This window comes from Candidatus Saccharimonadales bacterium, from assembly GCA_036397795.1.
Taxonomy (GTDB): Bacteria; Patescibacteriota; Saccharimonadia; order Saccharimonadales; family DASWIF01; genus DASWIF01.
The window spans coordinates 1-14,537 of sequence record DASWIF010000048.1; the positions used below are offsets into that span (position 1 = coordinate 1).

General features: G+C 51.0%; 18 protein-coding genes. 2 read left to right on the forward strand and 16 right to left on the reverse strand.

What is annotated here, in order from left to right; all coding sequences use genetic code 11:
• The 3 genes from VGA08_03210 to VGA08_03220 form a co-directional block, all read right to left on the reverse strand.
• A partial coding sequence (locus VGA08_03210) for a hypothetical protein (GenBank protein ID HEX9679602.1) occupies positions 1-198 on the reverse strand: 198 nt, incomplete at its 3' end.
• 175 nt (positions 199-373) lie between these two features.
• On the reverse strand, positions 374-1,036 hold the full coding sequence (locus VGA08_03215) for a hypothetical protein (protein ID HEX9679603.1): 663 nt from the start codon (positions 1,034-1,036) through the stop codon (positions 374-376).
• 107 nt (positions 1,037-1,143) lie between these two features.
• Positions 1,144-1,845, reverse strand: coding sequence for a hypothetical protein (locus tag VGA08_03220; GenBank protein HEX9679604.1), 702 nt, complete (start codon positions 1,843-1,845; stop codon positions 1,144-1,146).
• Between the two features lie 90 nt (positions 1,846-1,935).
• Between VGA08_03220 and VGA08_03225 the strand changes: the two genes are divergently transcribed.
• On the forward strand, positions 1,936-2,949 hold the full coding sequence (locus tag VGA08_03225; GenBank protein ID HEX9679605.1) for a hypothetical protein: 1,014 nt from the start codon (positions 1,936-1,938) through the stop codon (positions 2,947-2,949).
• Between the two features lie 96 nt (positions 2,950-3,045).
• Here the strand turns inward: VGA08_03225 and VGA08_03230 are convergent, their stop codons facing one another.
• The 11 genes from VGA08_03230 to VGA08_03280 form a co-directional block, all read right to left on the reverse strand.
• The gene (locus tag VGA08_03230; protein ID HEX9679606.1) at positions 3,046-3,444 is read right to left on the reverse strand and encodes a hypothetical protein; all 399 of its coding nucleotides are present in this window, start codon (positions 3,442-3,444) and stop codon (positions 3,046-3,048) included.
• Positions 3,441-4,742, reverse strand: coding sequence for a F0F1 ATP synthase subunit beta (locus tag VGA08_03235; GenBank protein ID HEX9679607.1), 1,302 nt, complete (start codon positions 4,740-4,742; stop codon positions 3,441-3,443). The genes VGA08_03230 and VGA08_03235 overlap by 4 nt, the downstream gene beginning before the upstream one ends.
• Entirely contained in the window at positions 4,739-5,620 is an 882-nt protein-coding gene (locus VGA08_03240; GenBank protein ID HEX9679608.1) for a F0F1 ATP synthase subunit gamma, read from the reverse strand. Before VGA08_03240 ends, VGA08_03235 begins: the two co-directional genes overlap by 4 nt.
• Before the next feature lie 2 nt (positions 5,621-5,622).
• Positions 5,623-7,053, reverse strand: coding sequence for a sodium-transporting two-sector ATPase (locus tag VGA08_03245; GenBank protein HEX9679609.1), 1,431 nt, complete (start codon positions 7,051-7,053; stop codon positions 5,623-5,625).
• Positions 7,050-7,574, reverse strand: a complete 525-nt coding sequence (locus tag VGA08_03250) for a hypothetical protein (protein HEX9679610.1) — start codon at positions 7,572-7,574, stop codon at positions 7,050-7,052. Before VGA08_03250 ends, VGA08_03245 begins: the two co-directional genes overlap by 4 nt.
• Positions 7,561-8,181 carry a hypothetical protein gene (locus tag VGA08_03255; protein HEX9679611.1) on the reverse strand — a complete coding sequence of 207 codons (621 nt, stop codon included), beginning with the start codon at positions 8,179-8,181 and terminating at the stop codon, positions 7,561-7,563. Before VGA08_03255 ends, VGA08_03250 begins: the two co-directional genes overlap by 14 nt.
• Before the next feature lie 13 nt (positions 8,182-8,194).
• Positions 8,195-9,010: a hypothetical protein gene (locus VGA08_03260; protein HEX9679612.1), complete on the reverse strand. Its 816-nt coding sequence runs from the start codon at positions 9,008-9,010 to the stop codon at positions 8,195-8,197.
• A gap of 65 nt (positions 9,011-9,075) precedes the next feature.
• Positions 9,076-10,212 (reverse strand): cysteine desulfurase family protein, encoded by a 1,137-nt coding sequence (locus tag VGA08_03265; protein ID HEX9679613.1) that lies wholly within the window; start codon positions 10,210-10,212, stop codon positions 9,076-9,078.
• Between the two features lie 13 nt (positions 10,213-10,225).
• Positions 10,226-10,582: a hypothetical protein gene (locus VGA08_03270; GenBank protein HEX9679614.1), complete on the reverse strand. Its 357-nt coding sequence runs from the start codon at positions 10,580-10,582 to the stop codon at positions 10,226-10,228.
• 15 nt (positions 10,583-10,597) lie between these two features.
• Positions 10,598-10,933, reverse strand: a complete 336-nt coding sequence (locus tag VGA08_03275) for a hypothetical protein (protein ID HEX9679615.1) — start codon at positions 10,931-10,933, stop codon at positions 10,598-10,600.
• On the reverse strand, positions 10,930-11,703 hold the full coding sequence (locus VGA08_03280; GenBank protein ID HEX9679616.1) for a TatD family hydrolase: 774 nt from the start codon (positions 11,701-11,703) through the stop codon (positions 10,930-10,932). The genes VGA08_03275 and VGA08_03280 overlap by 4 nt, the downstream gene beginning before the upstream one ends.
• Before the next feature lie 100 nt (positions 11,704-11,803).
• Here VGA08_03280 and VGA08_03285 point away from each other — a divergent pair, with 100 nt between their 5' ends.
• Complete coding sequence (locus VGA08_03285; protein HEX9679617.1) at positions 11,804-12,349, forward strand: hypothetical protein; 546 nt, start codon at positions 11,804-11,806, stop codon at positions 12,347-12,349.
• Positions 12,350-12,421: 72 nt separating this feature from the next.
• Here the strand turns inward: VGA08_03285 and metG are convergent, their stop codons facing one another.
• A complete protein-coding gene (gene metG / locus VGA08_03290) occupies positions 12,422-13,876 on the reverse strand; it encodes a methionine--tRNA ligase (protein ID HEX9679618.1) in 1,455 nt (484 codons plus the stop codon).
• 43 nt (positions 13,877-13,919) lie between these two features.
• On the reverse strand, positions 13,920-14,537 hold a 618-nt coding region (locus VGA08_03295), incomplete at its 5' end, for a hypothetical protein (GenBank protein HEX9679619.1).

Consider the following 14,537-nt stretch of genomic DNA (forward strand, 5'->3'; position numbering starts at 1 on the left):
CGGACTGTTGTCACAAAATTCGATTCGAACCGCACCGACCGTGGTACCGGCCTCAACAGTAAACGTAACGGTGTAGTCGGTTTCAGCATCTTCTTCCGTCGACGCCATGGCGATCGAACGGGAGCTGACTTCGGCAGCGTATACATTTGGTTGATTTACAAACGCCACAAATGCGTAACTTAACGCGACAATAATCACACTAAGCCACATTAAAGCGCGGGTGGCGAAACCACGCGTCTTCATAGAAAACATAATTTTGTTCCCCTTCATTTACTTTTTGTTTTTGTTAAATGTGCACCACGTCCTGATGCCAAAGATGCTAACACGCTTTATTTTTAAGCACAAGTTTTTTCCATCCAAACTTTTCCACAACTCAAAACGTCGCCGTCGCCACCAGAACGTGGTCCATGGTGTACAGACCAGCTGGTGTTAACAGGGCAATGTTAGCTATATAGCTAATGGTGAAAGTTGTTTGACCGCTGCTGGAATCTGCCTGAGCAATGATATCGCCGTTGGTATATTTGAATTGATTGGCCGTGTTATAGCCGGTAGACACATAGCCAAAACTAAACGACGAATCCGGGACTTGTTGAGGTTCGGCACCGAACGTGGTCGGTGAGGTATTTGCTTTTAAGTTAATTCCAAATTCTTCAGTCCCGGTTATCGGCGCGCCTTGTGCTGATTTAGCATCAAGCGTCTCTCCCGCACTGTTAGCCGGCGGATCACCGACAGTACTAACAACATAACCATTTGATAGATAGCTTCTAACGTAAAACGTCGCCGACCCAGTTCCGGTTGTTGAATCGGATAGCAGGCCCAAATCTACGATTGCGCCGTTAACCACAAACTCAAGATACTCTTCATCAGTTGTGGTAAAACCTCCGTAAAGTTGAAAATTGGTACTGGTTGAATTACCGACGCCTAAGTCGCCTAACGAAGCCCGCAAATTATAGTTGCTGCTGTTGGCGTCGTTTAGGCCGCCTGGCCCGATTGTTGATTCTTCAATTCGATAATTGGGCGACGTATGCTGTGCCAAGATCGGCGGTGACAGCAACAAACAAAGGCTACTGAGAAAAAGTATTTTTCTTATCATGTTTATTTGCTCACCCACGCATGGAGTTTATGTTAACAACCCCAACTATATCATTTGGCCTCGAATGTGAGGAGTAGTTCATTAAAAATCCCCAGCTTAGGTATTGGTTCGTCGTCTCGATATACAAAGAAAAACTTATTGTTCTGACCTGATTTGCTGCTTAGCGATATTTTATATCCGGTTTTATTATGAGACGCTGCGACCTCGCTGATGCCGCTGTCAGGGTCACACAGGAAACTAACCCCCGCCCAAGAAAGCTGTACGTCTCTTTTGTTTTTTTTGTCTGGCTGGAAAGTCGTACAATTGGGCGAAACCGCCAACGGCGTAAGTTTATTGCCGCTGATCTCGATTGGTAAAACATATGGAACTGGGTATTCTCCAGGGAAAGAGTTGACGTATACCGTAAATTGGCGTTTAACCAAACCCTGGGTTATGCTCCTGTAACGAAAGGCGTTGTATCTGTCGTCGACCGGCGGGATTCGCTCCCAAGTTGTATCAGCTATAAACTTAAAGCCCTTCTCGTCAAATATCTTTTGCTCGACTAGACTGCCAAGGGTTGAGGTTGTAGGCTGAATCTGCGTAATACTAGATTTGCTTCTTATGCTGTCGACTAAGATATAGCCGGTGATCAACAAGACTAATAATAAGAGCGAGATAATCGCGATTTTTAAGCGACTCCATCTCGCCATCGTCTTTGGCAAGTTATCGTCGTAATGATAGTCAACCATGGTTGACGGACCTAATTGTTTCATATTTTGATTATTCCCACAAAACCGGCTAGTGTCTTGCCATAACCTAAGCTCAACCAGTATGATACAACAATAAATCATATATGAGTGGGCATGGCGGACAAAGACAAAGAATCAAAATCAGCAGATGAGCCCGAGGCCGACGACAGTTCCTTAGAAAAACCGTCGACAGCCGCTACGGGTGATGAGGAATCGCTCGAAACAGCCAACAAATCCGAAGCCAAACCGGCCGAGGCGGTTGACACCGGACTTAATTGGCGGGATCGGACGATCAAGCGTCTGGGTACGATTAACCCTTACTTGGTATTGTTTGTGCTGGTTTTGGTTCTAGGCGGCGTCGTCGCCTTTATCGCTAATCGGATCAATCGGCAAAACGACCCCAGTAATCTGACCTTCGAGGGTAGCGAGCTCGATCAGGATGCCATCAACGAGCTGCTCAAGGCCGAACAAAACATTGGCACGGTGGATCAAACGTTAACAGTCGCCGCTAACGCGATTTTTAACGGCAAAATTCTCGTTAAAAGCGATCTCGACGTAGCCGGTTCCATTCGGGTCGGCGGGCCGCTTAATTTGCCCGGTATTACGGTTTCCGGGACGAGTGAATTTGACGAGGTCAACGTCACTAATAACCTCTCAATCCTCGGCAGTGCCAGCATTCAACAGACACTGACGGTTCAGGGCGGTGCCAACATCGGCGGCAACTTGTCAGTCGGCGGGACGGTCTCCGCCAACACCATTAGCGCCGACACGATTGAATTTGACGGCGACCTGACCTTGACCCGACACATCGATACCGGCGGTTCGACGCCGACAAAAGTCAACGGCACGGCGCTCGGCAGCGGCGGGACGGTCAGTGTCAGCGGCAATGATATCTCCGGCACCGTTACCATCAATACCGGCGGCGGTGCTCCGTCTGGCTTCTTTGTTCGGATTAATTTCCGTAATTCCTACAACAGCACGCCGGCGGTCTTGATCACGCCGGCAAATTCTAGCGCCGCGTCGTTAGAATTTTATACCCAGCGCGATACTACCGGTTTTAGAATCGGCACCGCCACCAACCCGGCTGATTCAACCACCTTTATCTTCGACTACCTCATCGTCGAATAGCGGCGGCTTCCTCGTACCTATGTTGCCACGTAATCTCTTTGGTCATTTAATAAAACTATATAATTAATTATATAGTTTTATTAATCCCAGAGTTGATCAGACGTCAAGGAACACTCTGACTATATCTTGACTGACATGCATGACTCCGCGGTCAATAGTGATGGTTTCTTCTTTGCCGCTGGTTGAACGCACCACGATATCACCGGACGATAGCAGCGTTAAAAACTTCTTATGGCCGGGTAAAATATCAAACGGACCGGTACCGTTTAGAGCCGATACGCTGGCGGCTTTGTTGTCGTAATAAATCCGAAACGGGGAGTATACTTTAACCTGTTTTAAAACGCTGTTATCTTCTTTGCTGCCTTTAAATAAATCCTTTAAGGCCTTTTCAGCTGTCGGATCGATTGCCCCTTCCTTGACCTTGAGTTCGTCCTGCTTGTCGTCAGTTCCCTCTAACTGGTTGGTTTCGTCCGCCGGCTGGGCTTCGTCGCTCATACGATAATCTCTTCGACCCCTTTTAGCATGTCCTCTCGTTTGACGTACTCGCCTTTCTTGCCGGTCATGACCTCCATCACATTCATGTTTTGCGAGAAATATTCGATAAGCTTCTTAGCTTTGGCGTAATCGGCTCGGTCGGCCGGACTGAGCTCGTTTTCACCGATGATAGCGATGATACTTTTAAGGCTTTCGTATTTTTGCATCAATCCTTGGACTTGGACGCTCAAGACATAGTGGCGATCGCCCACCACGTCGGGCGACAGCAAACTAGAACTAGTACGAATTAGGTCGACTGCCGGCCGGATGCCCTGCTCCGCGACTTTACGACTAAGCACTAACACCGAGTCCAGCTCGTGCTGAATCATCTGCACGGCCGGGTCGGAAATATCATCGGCCGGGACGTAAATCGTCTGCATGGCGGTAATTGATCCATTTTCATTGCTGGTCAACCGATCCTGAAGCGTTTTAATATCAGAAAAAATAGTCGGCTGGTAACCACCCTCGGCGGGAATTTGATCAAGTATGGTCGACAGCTCGTTAATAGCTTGGACAAAACGATAAGCATTGTCGGCAAAAAACAGGATGTTTTTCTTTTCTTCGTCCCGGAAATACTCGGCCAACGTGACCGCGCTTTGGGCGATCAGCGCCCGCTGAACGGGGTTTTCATTCATCTGGCCAAAGAACATACAGGTATTTTTAAGCAAGTCGCGTTCTTTGAGTGTCATATAAAGCTCGTGGCCCTCGCGGATACGCTCACCAATCCCGGCAAAAAAGGCCATTCCCGACCCGCCTTTGGCAATGTTATTGATGAGTTCCATCGTCAATACCGTTTTACCCACACCAGCGCCGCCGATAATACCTACCTTGCGCCCCTTAACGATTGGCGTAAAGAAGTCGATAACCTTAATGCCGGTTTCCAATATTTCCGGCTTGGCTGGCTTGAAGGTCACGCTCCGCTGGCGTTCGGCATCGATGCTGCGGAATTGCTCCGCTTTGACCTCGCCGGATAAATCGAGCGGTCGCCCCAAGGCGTCCAACACTCGCCCGACCGTCGGCGCCCCAACTGGAATCTCGATCCCCTTGCCGGTCCGCTCGACCGCCATCCCCCGGCTCATCTCCCGGTTCGAATCCAAATTAAGACAAGCGGCCGTCATGTCGCTGACAAACGAATGGACGACTAATGGTGATTTTTGGGAGTTGTTGACCCGAAGAACCTCGCCTAAGACAGGCTGATCCTCGACAAAATCGACCTTAACCACCAAATCCCGGATCGACCTGATTACACCTTGGCTCATGCGCGAACCGCCTTTTTAATACCGGCCACGATTTCTTTCAGCCGCTCATCGGCCGCCGCTCGTTTAGCGCGGTTGTAAAGCAATCTGAGATCGTCGGTCGAATCCTTCGCTCGGTCGTTGGCGGCTGACATCGCTCTGAACCGGCTGGCGTATTGGGCCAGTTTAGACTCCAAAATCAGTTGAGACACCATGATGGAAAGCATTGACCGCTCAAGGTGGTCGACCACGGCGTAGGTACTGGGCTCAAAAATGTAATTTTGCTCAGAGATAACGTCTTTAATTTCTTTGCCTTTGGCCGGGCCGGCTTGTTCCAGCCGAGTTTTACCCTGTTCCTGAACGGCGGTCTGTAAGCTGATTCGTTTGACGTCTTGAACCATCAACGAAACATATGTCTGATAGTAAACCGTGCTGCTCTTGTACTTTTGGACCTCCGATGTAATCGGCTCGACGTTGATATTTCTGTCTTTGGACGGCAGCTTGAAGTATTTTTTGACCGACACCCCCCGTTGGGATAGCTGGATAGCACCGTGGTGGCCGATAACAATAATGTCGTTTTTATCCGGTTTGTATTGCGTTAACATCCATTCGATCAATTTCTGATCGATTTCTCCGCTGAAGCCGCCTTCGGCCGTGATAACGATATAGAGTTCTTTGCCGATCACCTCGCCGCCAGACGTTTGCCGGCCAAAGTGGAAAATCGAGTCGACTCTGATTTGGGTATAAATATCCCACAATTCGTGAAAAAATTGCTGGGACTGAAGCACCTGATTTTTGACCTGGGCAATCCTAAGCGAGGCAATTCCTCGGAAGATTCCGGTCAACTCCTCGATGGTTTTGACCTGGTCTAAATCTTTTTCGATTTCCTGTGGTCGTTGCATGGTTATTTCTTAAGCTCGATTAAGCTTTGTTTTAACAGTTCTTGCCGGACCAATTCAAAACTTTCGTCGGAGTCCACTTTAACCTTAGCGGAGTGTTCATTGGCCAGGCTCTTCATCTTGTTAATATCGATCACACTTCCGTCTTTAAGCGACAGGATATTCTCGTACACCAACTGTTGAGCAAGCAGGTTATGGCCTTGTCCGGGAGCCTGCGTAAAAGCCTCCCTCAAACGTTTGCCGATTTCTAAATCGCGCTTGGCCTCCAGCGCCAATTCCGAACCAAAGTGAGAAAATTCCGCCGCTTGGCTGTAGGCGGCCAGCTGTTTAAAAATCCGCTGACTGATGCTTTTTTGCCGGTCGTTATGACCCACGCCGCCGACGCGTGAGACCGACAAGCCAGTGCTAACCGGTGGCCGGACACCGTCTCGGAACAAATCCATATCCATGATGTATTGGCCGTCGGTAATAGACATTATGTTGGTCGGCAAATACGTCGTAATGTCGCCGCCGGGTACGTGGACTACCGGAAACACCGTGAAGGTTTTGCCGCTGGAATCGAGCCGTCCGGCCCGCTCCAGCAAACTCGAGTGAGCGTAGAACATATCGCCCGGAAAACTCTCCCGGCCGGGGCTGACTCCAGCCAGCAGGGATACCTCCCGATAAACATGGGCGTGGTTGGTCAAATCGTCGTACACCACCATGACGTCCTGGTCTTTCTTTTGCCAGAGGTACTCGGCCATAGCGCAAGCCACGTACGGCGCGATGTAGCTGGTAATTAACGAGTCGAACATGGTGCTGACCACGACGATAGTGTTTTTCATGGCGTCGTTTTCTTCGAGCTTGGTCAACAGCGCGTCGACGTCCGTCCGGCGCTTGGCGATTAAAGCGTAGACCACAATCACATCGTTATTTTTTTGGTTGATAGCCATCTGCGTAACCATGGTCGACTTACCCGATTTAGCGTCGCCGATAACGGCTAAACGCTGGCCATAAACCACCGGAAACAACAAATCAATTACCGCTACACCGGTTTCCAGCTGGGTTTCCAGCTCGCGCCGGCCGATTAGCGGCGGCGCCGGATTGTAAACCGGCCAGACGTCGTCCGGCGCTATCGGACCCTTGCCGTCAAGCGGTTCGCCGGTTACGGAAATCACCCGGCCGATGTATTCGGTGCCAACCTTGGCTACCAACTCCTGGTGCTGCAGTACTACCGGCACGCCGACGCTGAGCTCCTGGGCACCGAGGTGCATAATCGACACGTAACCATCAGTAATTTCCCGAATAATGCCTTTGCTGCCGTCGCCAAACATGACTAGCGCGTTGGGGTAAACCCCGCTCAAGCCCGAGGTTCTCACCAGATAACGGTCGACCGCTATGACTTCGCCGACCGGCGCACCTTTTTCCACCAGATAGTGAAAATGCTTCTCACTCACTGATCCCCACCCGCCGTTTGGGCCGCCGGAACGGGCGCCGGCAGAATTTTAGCTAATGACTTGGCAAATACCGCGCCGCTGCTTAATAACCGAGAACGCAAGCTGAAGTCGTAACGCTTGCCCGGGGTATACATCAGGCAACCGGCGGCAATCGTCGGCTGGATGCCAAAACGGATAATGACAAATTGGCCGGTTTGTGTCCTCAGCCAATCGACCAGACGGGCTATAAACTCCTCGTCGGGATCGCTAGCAAACGTGAACCGCACCACCGGCGCGTGCTGGTTAAGGTGTTCTAACCACTCAGCTAACGATTTGAGTACCTCCACGCTGACGGCTAACTTGTTCTCGGCGATAAGTTTGGCCAGGTTGCTGGTGACGTCCGGCCGCGAACTGAAGTCGACGCCCTCCTGCTGGCGAATCCGGTTCTCGACGTAATTATCGAGTACAACCTCGACGTTACGTAAAACCGCCACCAGATCCGATTTGGTCGCAATTGAGCTCGGCAACTTAAGCTGAGCCACTGCGAATATCCTCGATAATGGCCGGTTTGTTGTCCTCCAGGTGGCGGTAGATGAAGTCTAACTGGTCACTTAAGTCGACCTCGTTACCGATAGCTTCAAGTAAATAATGATTGACCACCTGGCTCATGTTGTCGGAAAAGGCCTTAAGTAACCGTTCCTTTTCCTTCCTGGCCTCTTCGCTGATCTGGGCTTGCATCGCCCGGCGCTGTTCGTCGAGCGCGGTTTGAGTTTTATTTATGGCTTCGACTGCGATCTGCTTGGCGCTCTCAATTGATTCCTCGTATTTGGCAAACTCTTCTTTTAAGACTTTCTTGATCTGGTCCTGCATGTATTTATTGAGGTCAGAGGCCGTCAGCTGCAGGTCTTGCTTTAAAAACATGGCGTTATCGGAAATAATTTTTTCAAAGTGCAGCCGGCCGCGGTTTCTTAGTTCTTCCCGAAAATCGTCCGAAAAGATCCGCTCGACTTCCTGGTTAGCGGCCTTGACGAAATCATCACTGCCGCCTTTTTTATGCCCTGGACCTTTTATCGTCAACACCAGCCAGACAAAAGACCCGGCGGCGGCTAGAACCGAAACGATTATGAAAATAAACCAGAGCTCACTCAAACTTAAGCCCACCCTATAATTTCAAGATTAAATATACCGCAAAACCACCAACTATGAAAATGATTAAGCTTATGGCCGTAACCTGCAAAAAACCCCTGAGAACCGAGCCCTTGCTCAGCGGATTACGGCCAATGGCGATGATACTGGTTCTGACACCGGCATAAAATATTACACTGCCGGTTATAAACGACAACACCAACACGCCGAGCGCCCCCCAAATCCGAGTTACCGACACCGGGCCGCCGGCAATGCTCTCGCCCAGTTTGATTAAAACTTCCGGGGCTAACACGCCGGCTAACGGGTTACTTCTAATGTCCAAATCGGCCAAAACCCGACCAACCGCGACAGTTCGCGCCTGTCCGTCGTTCGCGGTCACCGTTCTGGTAGCTAGAACTTGGTTAGGATCAGACGTATCAAAACTTTGTAGCGCCCGCCCGAGAGTTTTATCCTGGCGTTCATCGGCCCGCATCGCCACGCCCTTTAGGGCCGAGGACGTCAGGTAATCGCCTTCTTTGACCTCACCGTTAATGTTGCTGATCAGCATTTCGTAGCGTCCAGAAGTGGCCACCAACACCCCGGCCGGATCGACCGTCAGGCTGACGGCCGTTTCATTTGAGCGAACGACCACGCCATAAAGTCGCTCGAGGTTCGATAAAACCGCTCCGACCACCTTGGAGTCATCATTCTCCACCCGGTCGACGATCGCTCCGCGTAGGAGCTTTTCATCTGCCCTGAAGCCCTGAGTAAACTCTTGGCCAAATACCGGTACAAACAACCCTACGATCAGTAGCGTCGCTAAAATTAATCTGCTGCCAAACCGTCTGCTCATGTTTGTTTACTGGCTCACTTTTTAAGGCCAGTATAGCGTTTATGTTTACCGCTGTAAACTGACCGTTAGCCTAGAGTGGCGGCGATAATACTGGCCGCCCGTTTGAGCTGGCTAAGCCTAGTCGGCCGGCCAAAGCTAAGTCGAAGGCTGCCATTAGCCTCACGGCGGCTTAACCCGATCGCCTCGAGCACATGGGACGGAACATGGTTGCTCGCGCTACAAGCCGCGCCTGTCGCCGTCATTAACCCGGCTTCGTCGAGCTCCATTACCAATCTTTCCCCATCTTCATATGGAGTAATCAGCGTGACAATATTTGGCAGCTGCCGCTTGATAGGTAGTACTCTGGTTGTCGGCGCCAATCGTCCCAGCTGGTCAATAAACTCCCGTTTTAGCCCCGACAGCCGAGCGGCTTCTTGCTCCCTCATAGCGCTGGCTATCGTTAGAGCCGTGCTAAATCCGATAATCAGCGTCAAGCTTTCCGTCCCGCTCCTTAAGCCGCCCTCTTGGCCCCCGCCGTAAAACAGCGGCTGCAGCTTGACGCCGTGCTTGGCATAAAGACAGCCAGCTTGTTTTGGCCCATAAATTTTGCCAGCGCTGAGCGTCAACAAATCCACCCCCAGCCTATTAACGCTCAAATCTAAATAATTTGCCGCTTGCGAGGCGTCGCTATGCAAATACAGCGGACAAGTGTTGCCAGCCTTGGCCCGCCGTTGTTTGATTTGATCAATTACTGGCTTTAGGCGCCGAAACGACTGGATGGTACCGAGCTCATTATTAGCGTAGCCAATGGAAACCAGCACGGTTTTTACGGTAATCGACGCTCGAAGTTCAGCCGGCTGGACTAATCCATTTAGGTCCACCTTAATCAGCCGGCTGCCCGGCTGCCTAGTGGCGACTTTCAGCGCTGCGGCGTGCTCGATAGCACTGACCGCGACGGTGGTGCTGGGGTGAGCCCGCAAAACCCCGCCAATCGCTAGGTTATTGCTTTCGGTGGCACCGGAAGTGAAGTAAATCTCGCTCGGTTTAGCCCCCAGGATTTTTGCGACCGATTTGCGGCTGGCTTCGATTTGCCGCCTGCTGGCTTGGGCTGATAAGTAAATGGCCGATGGGTTATAAAAATCGGCTGCCGCCTTAGACATGGCAGCGGCTACTGTCTTATCCAGCGGCGTGGCGGCCGCATAATCTAAATAAATCGGTTTCACAGCACTAATTTTACTAAACGGCGCGGTTGTAGATTTCCCGCATAACGCGTTGATAATACAGTTTGATCGCGCCCAAAAGATTGGTTTCTTCTTGCGGATCAACATAATGGTAGGTGTTATTGCCTTGGGTCTTTAATATGCCCGTCGGCCGAATTTCATAACGCGTAGTTAGAGTTCGGCGCTGACCGGTATGATCTGTCCATTCTTCATACCAAACGCAAGAATGCTCATCAAGACAGAAAAATTGACGCTTGCCGCCAGCTGGAACCGGCCCGAACAGTTGGCCGCCAATAGCGGCTTCTTGGCGTAACAACTCACGAATCTTAACCGCTTTGAGTGACGCGACATCCTTTGGTTTAGCTCTAAACATATTCTTAAACATGGTCTAGGCCGCCATCCGACGATTAGCTTCATCGTCTCTTGTCCGTGTAAGCGACTCTAGCATATCGCTGGCTTCCGCTCGTTGGCGGTGCCTTTCCAGCGAACTAATTTCTGGAAACTCCTCCGCTTTCTGACTTTGGTCAATGATTTTTTCGGCCGCGGTCAAACCTATGCGCTCGGCCATGGTTTGCTGGTGCAAACCTTCGATAAAACTACCATTACTGTAGGCTACGCTCCGTGGTTCCATCTCATCGACTAAATCAATATTAGCCGGATTTGCCGCCGGTTGTTCGTTGCCGTTTTGGCTGGTTGGAAACTGGAATATATTGTCGTCGCTCATGGCTGTTCTACCTCGAGTTTAAATAGCTCGGCAGCGTTTTTTGTGGTCGATTTTTGGACGTCTTCCACTGCTTCTTGGCGTAAATTCGCCAAAAACTCTGCCACTAGAGCCACATACCTCGGTTCGTTAACTTTACCACGATGTGGGACAGGAGTCAAGAAGGGAGCGTCGGTTTCTAGCACCAGTCTATCAAGCGGTACGGCCCGGGCGGCCGTTAGCTGATCCTGATCGCTTGAGAACGTCATGATGCCGTTTAGGCCGACCATCAAGCCGCGGCTTAATATTTGTTCCAGCTCCGTTAAGCCGGCGCTAAAACTATGGACTACCCCTCTAACTCCGGAATACGAATCAAAGATCGGCCAAAAATCGGCAAAGGCCGATCGAATATGAAAAATCAGTGGCAATTTGTGTTTAAGCGCCAGTTCAATTTGGTTTCTTAATGCCGTTTCCTGTTCATTTTTCGGCGAGTGCTGGTAGTAATAATCCAAACCGCACTCGCCGATTGCTACCACTTTTGGCCGGGCGGCCAAAACGGCAATTAATTTCAGCGATTTCGGCCCCGATTTGGCGTCATGCGGGTGCAGGCCAACGCTCGCCCGACAACTAGGCTTATCGGCTACAAACGCCACTGCTCGCTGGCTATCGGCCGCGTCGGTACCGACACAAATCATCTGCTCAACACCGGCCGCCCCGGCTGATTGGATAACCGCGTCTGGTGCCAGCTGATAATTTGCCATATGGATGTGACAGTGTGTGTCGATCAGTCCCATCGGGTCAAAATTATGATTTAGCCAAGCTCATTTAGCAAACCGCTTGTAACGATTAATTAGCAGTGCTTTAATAAGTTATTCCGATTTCCAGAGGTGGGGGATGAACATTCTGACATTGGTCGGGCTAACCGGCGCGGCCATGGTAATAATCTTGCTTTGGGCGACGTGGGCGGACTGGAACCCTTGGCTCGATCGCTTTAGTCTCTTGATCCTGGTCAGCTTGTTCTTGCTCACGGTGGTGGCTAGCTTCCAGGTTGTGGTCGAGTACTCCAACATCGGCTCGGGACCAGATCGGGTAGAACAACGCGTTAAGCAGGCTTCGGCTGCGCTGACCGAACAAGGCTGGCTCCAGATCAGACCGGTCAACGAACGGCAGTTGGTTTTTGTCTCTAGTCTGTCCGGTTGTCGCATCGGTCTTAAGGCCACGCCAAACGGCGAGGTAGTAGCCGTTGCCAGTAACCAGCTCGATCCAACCAAGATTTTTCGGGCGCCGATTAGGCCCGATGATCTGCTCCAGCATTTGCACTGGAGTTGTTTCCAGGGCAACCAGACCGGTCCCTGCGGTTGGTTGATGTCTGGTTCGCTCAATGGCCACCAGCCAACCGTGGTTTACGAGCGTCGAATCGGCACCAACTGCCAATCCTAAGGAGTCTCTCCGGCCGCACTCCTTGGGAGAGCAATCAACTAGCGGCCGCTAACCGGAGGCTTCAATCAATTTTTAAGCTTCCGGTTGGCTGGGTGAAAGTTCAATCCGCGGAAATAGCGGCCCGTCGTAATTCTTAACCACTCCGCCGCTGAAGATATCGGCGATGGCCTGTCCGGTCCGCGGCAAAAAAGGCTCGATCAACGAACCAATTTGCAGCAAACTGCCAGTGCTGTACGCCAACACTTCTTTTAAATGCTCTTTGTCCTGTTTGGCAATCTCCCACGGCTTTTCTTCGTCTATGTACTGATTTTGTCCCCTTATCATGGTAAAAACATAATCCAGCGCCTTATCAAACCGGAAGGCGGACAGGCTGTCGTAGTACGGCCCGGTGTCGTGTTCACCCGGGGGGATTTCGCCGATTACGCCGTCTTGGTAGCGATTTAGCATGCTGGCTATCCGCTGTACCAGGTTGCCGAGTTCATTGCCGAGCTCACCATTGTAGGCCTGCTCCATTTTGTCCCAGCTAAAATCTCCATCGTCGTAGCTCGGGATGTGGCGCAGGAAGTAGTAGCGCATGGCGTCCGAACCGAACTTACTGATCACTTCAAGCGGCGACACGGTATTGCCGATGCTTTTACTCATTTTTTGGTTAGCCACGGTAACAAAGCCGTGAACGTAGAGATTTTTGGGCAAATCCAGCTTTAGCGCCAGTAACATGGCCGGCCAGATCGCGGCGTGAAACCGCAAAATATCCTTGCCGATAACCTGTACGTCAGCTGGCCAATATTTCTTCAGGTCGTCGGCCTTGGGGTAGGCCAATACGGTTATATAATTCATCAAGGCTTCAAACCAAACGTAAATGGTTTGATCGGGGTCGTCCGGCACCGGTATGCCCCAACCAACTTTTGATTTTGGCCGGGAGATGCTGATATCCTCCAGGCCATCCTTTAGTAGGCTTAGTATTTCGTGCTTGCGGGTGGCTGGAACGATATTAAACCGGCCGTCATTAATGGCTTTGGCTATTTGGTCGTTGAATCCGCTAAGTTTAAAGAAATAATTTTCTTCGGTCGTCTTTTGCAACCGCGCATAGCGTTCCGGCTCGTGCTGTTTTATCTCACGAGCCCGCTCGTTGGTAATAAATTCTTCTTCCTTTTGGTCATACATTCCCGCATACTTACCCCTGTAAATATGTGGTTTTAGTTTTTTCCAAATAGCTTTGGCTCCGGCCACGTGTTGTTGATCGGTCGTCCTAATAAACCGATCATAGCTGATGTCCAGGGCTTGGGCAAAGTTTTTGAAGTTTTCGCTCAAGTTATCGACATATTTTTTCGGGGTCAGGTTAACCTTAGCCGCGGCTTCGGCGTTTTTGCCGCCATGCTCATCGGTCCCGGTGCTAAAGACCACGTCATCGCCCCGCTGTCGATGGTACCGGGCTAATACGTCGGCACACGTAAAGTCAATGGCGTTGCCGACGTGGGGTGGGGCGTTAACGTAAGGAATCGCGGTAGTGACATAAAATTTTGCCAATTAATACTCCTCTGGCGGCAAGTGTTGACCTTGTTGACAGAGATTATTGTATCAGTTTTGGCGGCCGGTGAGATTTTGTCTCAGGTTGCGTTGTCCCAGTCGGCGCGGGCAACGAGTCGGGTAGGCGCACGAGGTTTTCCGATTCAATATCGCCCCCGACGGCCTCGTCGTGCAACGTCAGGGCTTCGTGGCTACGTTTTAGCCGGCGGCCGCCTGAGCGGTGTTTTTTAAACCTAATTAACAACCAAACTATGGCCGCTAAGCCCAGTTCAATTATTAGGGGCAAGTAGCTTGTTGACGAAACCGTCTGGGTGGCCGGTTCATCGCTACCGGCAATCGACAGCGCCACGTCCTGGTTCTTTATAGCCGCTGAGCCGAATACTAGCCGCCGGCTGGTTGCTAACTGCAACGGGGCCATGGAGCCTAATACCCAGCTGTTGCCGTCGGTACTAATGGTAACGCCGTCGACAATATTGCCGAGTCCCAAGTGAGTATTTACGCTAAATACGCTAACAAACGGCAAGAACATGAATTTTCTGGCAGTCACGGTCAGTTCGTTGGACTGCTCGCCACTACCGGTGGCCGTAAATTCCAAACTGGCCGAATCCAGCTCCACCGGCGGGCGGTCATCTGCCAGCCCCCACAATGCCAAGGCTACCCG